The 6,431-nt window shown below is 74.8% G+C and carries 2 protein-coding genes; both read left to right on the top strand.

Annotated features, from left to right (window positions below):
- Window positions 1–685 precede the first annotated feature (685 nt).
- Window positions 686–1,459 carry an AfsR/SARP family transcriptional regulator gene (locus ABT247_RS30645; RefSeq protein WP_350749081.1) on the top strand — a complete coding sequence of 258 codons (774 nt, stop codon included), beginning with the start codon at window positions 686–688 and terminating at the stop codon, window positions 1,457–1,459.
- Between the two features lie 578 nt (window positions 1,460–2,037).
- Window positions 2,038–6,431, top strand: a 4,394-nt coding sequence (locus tag ABT247_RS30650) for an acyltransferase domain-containing protein (RefSeq protein WP_350749084.1), incomplete at its 3' end; no start/stop codon positions are given.

Consider the following 6,431-nt stretch of genomic DNA (forward strand, 5'->3'; position numbering starts at 1 on the left):
GCCGGTGGGCGGGCGCCCGGTGGTGTTCACCGTGGGCCTCCCCTGACCGGGGGCGGACGGCGCGGCGGGCCCGGCCCCCGCGCACCCCGCCCGGCCCCCCCCCGCCCGGGGCCCCCGCCGCTCGCGCGTTTCGGGCCGGGCGCGGGCGACCGGGAGCGCACTCCTGCCGACCGCCGCGCGAAATGGATTCGCCGATATGCGCCCGCCCGCCTCCGCCGGTCGGCGCGAAAGGCCGGTGGCAGGAACCGGGCGGCCCAATCCGGGCGCGGCGTAATCCTTTCGGTCCCGCTGCCGGCGCCGGGCCCGGATGTCCGGGCGCAGCCGTGGAACGCGCGGGGCGGAACGGGGAATGGGCAGCGTACCGCACCGGACGCCCCGCAGTGGGTGAGATCGCGCCAAAATCACCGGCGGGGGACGCCGGCATCCCGGTCGGCCGTCGTTCCGGCCTCCTGAACAGGCGAAGCGGCGGTCCTCCGGTCGACCCGGCTGACCTCGCGTCAACGTCCCATACCAAGAGCGGCGTCGACGATCCAGACCTTCTTTCGAGGTGATTTGCAAGTAGTCTGTCGTCACCCGCTCGAGAACCCGTGCGGCCTCCGGATCAATCCCGGAACCAGGGCGTTTCCGTCGAGCGGTCGACACGTTTTTCGTTACTGGGGGTGACTTTGTGGCGGAGGGTCACGCAATGCATTTCCATGTCTTAGGCCCGCTGGCGGTCCAGGCCAATGGAATACCAGTGCATCCGGGGTCTGCGCGCCAACGGGCAGTATTGTCCGCCCTTCTCCTGACGCCGGGCCAGCCGGTGACGGCGGAGCAGCTCACCGAGGCCGTCTGGCCGAGGAACCCGCCGAACGACGTCATGGCGAACCTGCACAGCTATGTGTCCAACCTCCGGCGGCTGTTGGAGCCGAACCGGCCACCCCGCAGTCGTGACACCGTCCTGCGGCGCGAACAGACCGGCTACGTGCTGGCGGTGAACGCCGACTGCCTCGACGCGGCGCTCTTCGAACGCCTGCTGCACGACGGGCGGCGCCTGCTCCAGGCGGGGACGTACCAGAAGGCCAGCCGCACCCTCGGGAAGGCCCTGGCGCTGTGGCGGGGATCGCCCTACCCGGAGGTCAGCGACTACGCGCTCGGCGCCCAGGCGGCCTCCCGGTTCGAGGAGTTGCGGCTCCTCGCCCTCGAGAGCCTGTGGGAGGCCAGGCTGGCCGAGGAGCACGACTTCTCGGTGATCGCCGCCGAACTGCCGGCGCTCACCCTGCGCTTCCCGACCCGGGAGCGGTTCAGTTGGCTGCTGATGAAGGCGCTGTATCGGTCCGGGCGGCGGGCCGAGGCGATCGACGCCTACCACCGGACCCGACGGACCCTGGCGGAGGAGTACGGCGTGGACCCGGGCGCCGAGTTGCAGGAACTGTTCGGCTCGATCCTGCGCGGCGACCCGGTCGCGGGCTGCGCGTGAGCACACCTCGGCCGTAGGCGCCCGCCGACAGCCCGGTGGCGACGGGTGAACCGCCCGCCGCCACCGGGCCCTCTTGTCGCGGGACATATGACATGGGCATGGTCGACACTTCCGGGCGGACGTCCAGGGCCGTCGGGGCGGCCCCCGCGCGCACTCCAAGACTCCTCCAAGTCGCCTCCAAGTCGTCGCCAAGATCGTTCTGCCAGTCTTCTTGTCGCCGAGCGGATAGATCGACACGAGGCGGTGGCAGCCGTCTCTCCCGGACGAAGGAGGCAGGCCACCGCGGGCGCGCGGCATTTGACGGATCCGGAAGACCGGACCGGACACGGGAGCGGGGACGGACGGGGGGACGGGACCTGGGGCGGGGGCCGGTGTCGGAGCCGGGGACCGGTGTCCGAGCCGGGGACCGGCGTTGGAGACGGGGCCGGCGTCGGAGCCCGGAGACGGCGACGGACCGTCGCCCACGGGACGGACCGCCTCGGCCCTCGCACGCGCAGCGACCGCGGAACGCGCTCCGTCGCCGTCTGCTCCGGTGCGGCGGGCAGCAGACCGAGACCACGAGGAAGGCCGAGTACGCAGTGCCCCAGACGAGTTGTGAGGACGACCCGGTCGCCGTCATCGGACTTTCCTGCCCGCCGCCCGGCCCCCGAGCCGACCACCAGGACGAGCCGCAGGGCGACCGGCGGGACGACCCGCGGGGCTACGACGGCCCGGACGGCGGCCCCGCGTTCTTCGGCATCCCGGCCGCCCAGGCCGCCGGGTACCGCCCCGAGGACTGGCAGTTGCTGGAACTCGCCTGGAGCGCGCTGGAGGACGCCGGGATCGTGCCCGCCTCGCTGCGCGGAAGCCGGACCGGGGTCTTCCTCGGCCCGTCCTCACCGGAGCCCTCGGCGGAGCGCCTCGCCGCCGTCCTCGACCTCCACGGGCCCCGGGTGACCGTCGACCCGTCCGGTCGCCCAAGGCCGTCAGACCCCGCGGAGCCGTCAGACCCGGCGGGGCCGTCAGACCCGGCGGGGCCGTCCGAGCCGCCCGCCCGGTCGGCCGTCGCGCTGGCCGCGGCGAGCCTGCTCCGCGCGGAATGCGACCTCGCCCTCGCCGGCGACGGTGACACCGTCCTCGCCGTGCTCCGGCGGCTGCCGGACGCGCAACGCGACGGGGACCGGATCCAGAGTGTGGTCACCGTCGAGCACGCCACCGCCGGCGTCGACCTCCTCGGCCTGGTCGGAGCCGCACCGACCGGTCCGGCGGCAGCTCGGCCCGCCCCGGTGGCCCGGCCCGCCGCCCGGCCGCTGCTCGCCACCACCTGGACGCCGCTGGTCCTCTCCGCCCGCAGCGACGACGCCCTGCGCGCCCAGGCCCGCGCGCTCCGGGACCAGCTGGCGGCCGATCCCGGCCTCCGACCCGCCGACGCCGGCTACTCGCTGGCCCTGACCAGGACGGCCTTCGAACGGCGCGCCGTCCTGGTCGTCGACAGCAGAGCGGACGCCCTCGACGGCCTGCGCGCCCTCGCCGAGGGCGGCTCCACCCCGTCGCTGGTACGCGGGACGGCGGAGCCCGGCCGCGGAGCCGTCTTCGTCTTCCCCGGCCAGGGCACCCAGTGGCAGGGCATGGCCCTCGACCTGCTGGAGACCTCGGAGCCGTTCCGGGAGCACATCCGGGCCTGCGAGGACGCGCTCGCACCGTACGTCCCGTGGTCGCTGACCGACGTGCTGCGCGGAGCGCCGGGCGCCCCCGCACCGGTGGCGGTCGACGTCGTCCAGCCCGTCCTGTTCGCCGTGATGGTCTCGCTCGCCGCGCTGTGGCGGGCCTGCGGAGTGGCACCCGCCGCCGTGGTGGGCGCCAGCCTCGGCGAGATCGCGGCCGCCCACGTCGCCGGCGCACTCGACCTGGACGACGCCGCCAAGGTGGTGGCGCTGTGGAGCCGGGCCCAGGCCGCCGCCGCCGGCCAGGGCGACCTCGTCTCCGCCCTCCTGACCCGCGAGCAGCTCGCACCCCGGCTCGCCCGCCGACCGGGCCGACTGGTCGTGGCCGGCAGCAACGGCCCGCGGTCCGTCCTGTTCTCCGGCGACCGGGAGGCCGTCGACGAACTGCTCGCCGAGCTCACGGCCGAGGGCATCCGGGCGAAGCGGCTCAGCAACGGACTCGCCGCGCACTCCCCCGGGCTGGGCCTCGACCGCGAGCTCGTCCTCGACGGCCTGGCCGACGTCCGCCCGCGCAGCTGCACCGTGCCGTTCTACTCCTCCCTCACCGGCGGACTGCTGGACACCGCGGCCCTAAACGCCGGCTACTGGCTCCGGAACATCACCAGCGAGATCCGCTTCGAGGAGGCCACCCGCGCGCTGCTGGCCGACGGGCACCGGCTGTTCCTGGAGGTCAGCCCGCACCCCGGCCTGCTCGGAGGCCTCCAGGAGACCCTGGACGACGAGGGCCTGACGGACGCGGCCGTCGTCGGCACCCTGCGCCGCGACCGGGGCGGCGCCGACCGGTTCCTCACCGCGATGGCCGAACTGCACGTCCGGGGAGCCGCGCCGGACTGGCAGGCCGTCCTCGGCGGATCCGGCGCCCGGCGCGTCCCGCTGCCGACGTACCCGTTCCGCGCCGCACGGTCGGACGCCTCCCGCCCGGGCACCGCCGGGGCCGCCGCGCTCCGCTCCGGCGCCGACCTGCACCGCCGGATCGGCGACCTGGTGCGCACCGAGATCGCGGCACTGCGCGGCGCCGCGGCGGCCGGCGCCGACGGGAACCGGCCGCTCCGGGACCTCGGCTTCGACTCCGCCATGGCGGTCGAACTGCGCAACCGGCTCACGGCTGCGACCGGCCTGCCGCTGCCGCTCACGCTGCTCTTCGACCACCCGACCCGGGAGGCCCTGGAGCGTGAGCTGCTCGCCCGGCTGACCGGTGAGACCGTCGCCCCGACGGAGCCGGACCCGACCGCGGCCGACGACCGGGAGCCGATCGCCATCGTCGCGATGGCCTGCCGCTACCCCGGCGGCGCCGACTCCGCCGAGCAGCTGTGGCAGCTCGTCGCGGACGGCCGGGACGCCGTCACGCCGTTCCCCGACAACCGCGGCTGGGACCTGGACGCGCTGTACGACCCGGATCCGACGCGCAGCGGTCGCACCTACGCCCGTGAGGGCGGCTTCCTGCACGACGCGGACCGGTTCGACGCCGGGTTCTTCGGGATCAGCCCGCGCGAGGCGCTGGCGATGGACCCCCAGCAGCGGCTGCTGCTGGAGACCTCCTGGGAGGCGTTCGAGCGGGCCGGCATCGACCCCGCGTCGCTGCGCGGCACCCGGACCGGCGTCTACGTCGGCGCGATGACGCAGGACTACGGCGTCCGGATGCACGAGGCGCCCGCCACCGTCGAGGGGCACGTCCTGACCGGCTCGACCGTGAGCGTCCTGTCCGGCCGGCTGTCCTACGTGTTCGGCCTGGAGGGGCCGGCGATCACCGTGGACACGGCGTGCTCCTCCTCGCTGGTCGCCCTGCACCTGGCCGCCCGGGCCCTGCGCTCCGGCGAGTGCTCGATGGCGATCGCGGGCGGGGCGGCGGTGATGGCCTCACCGGGCATGTTCGTCGAGTTCAGCCGGCAGCGCGGCCTCGCCCCCGACGGGCGCTGCAAGGCCTTCGCGGCCGCCGCCGACGGCACCGGTTGGGCGGAGGGTGTCGGTGTCCTGCTGCTGGAGCGGCTCTCCGACGCGCGGCGCCACGGCCACCGGGTGCTGGCGGTGGTGCGCGGCTCGGCCGTCAACCAGGACGGCGCCTCCAACGGGCTCTCCGCGCCGAACGGCCCCTCTCAGCAGCGGGCGATCCGGGCCGCGCTCGCGGATGCGGGCCTGACGCCGGCCGATGTGGACGCGGTGGAGGCGCACGGGACGGGCACCCGGTTGGGCGATCCGATCGAGGCCCAGGCCCTGCTGGCGACGTACGGGCAGGAGCGGCCTGCCGAACGGCCGCTGCTGCTGGGCTCGTTGAAGTCCAACATCGGCCACACCCAGGCGGCGGCCGGGGTCGGCGGCGTCATCAAGATGGTGATGGCGATGCGGCACGGCGTCCTGCCGCCCACCCTGCACGTCGACGAACCCACCCCGCACGTCGACTGGTCCTCCGGGGCGGTGGAACTGCTCACCGAGGCCCGGGAGTGGCCGGCCGGCGAGCGGACCCGCCGGGCCGCCGTGTCCTCCTTCGGCATCAGCGGGACGAACGCGCACGTCATCCTGGAGGAGGCGCCGCCGGTCGAGGACGCGCCCGCAGCGGCGAAGCGGCCGGAGGGTACGGCGCCTTCGCCCGTGGTGCCGTGGGTGCTGTCCGCACGGACCCCTGCCGCACTGCGCGCCCGGGCCGAACAGCTGCGGGAAGCCGTCGAAGCACGGCCCGAGTGGGCGGTCGCCGACGTGGCCTGCGCGCTGGTATCCGGGCGCTCGGTCTTCGAACACCGCGCGGTGGTGGTCGGGGAGAGCCGTACGGAGTTGCTGAGCGGTCTCGCCGCCGTCGCTGACGGGTCGGTGCCGACTCCGGACGGTACGAGCGCCTTCGAGCGTCCGGTGTTCGTGTTCCCCGGCCAGGGTTCGCAGTGGGCCGGCATGGGCGCCGAACTCCTCGACACCTCCCCCGTCTTCGCGGACTCCATCGCCCGCTGCCAAACCGCCCTCGACCCCTACATCGACTGGTCCCTCACCGACGCCCTGCGCGGCCACCTCGACCTCACCCGCGTCGACATCGTCCAACCCACCCTCTTCGCAACCATGGTCGCCCTCGCCGACCTCTGGCAATCCCTCGGCATCCACCCCACCGCCGTCATCGGCCACTCCCAAGGCGAAATCGCCGCCGCCACCATCGCCGGAGCCCTCACCCTCCACGACGGCGCCCGCATCGCCGCCCTGCGCAGCCAAGCCATCCTCGCCATCGCCGGACACGGCGGCATGGCCTCCATCCCCCTCAACCACCACGACACCACCCAACTCCTCGCCCC

This window comes from Kitasatospora sp. NPDC001539 (genome assembly GCF_040298565.1).
Classification (GTDB): domain Bacteria; phylum Actinomycetota; class Actinomycetes; order Streptomycetales; family Streptomycetaceae; genus Kitasatospora.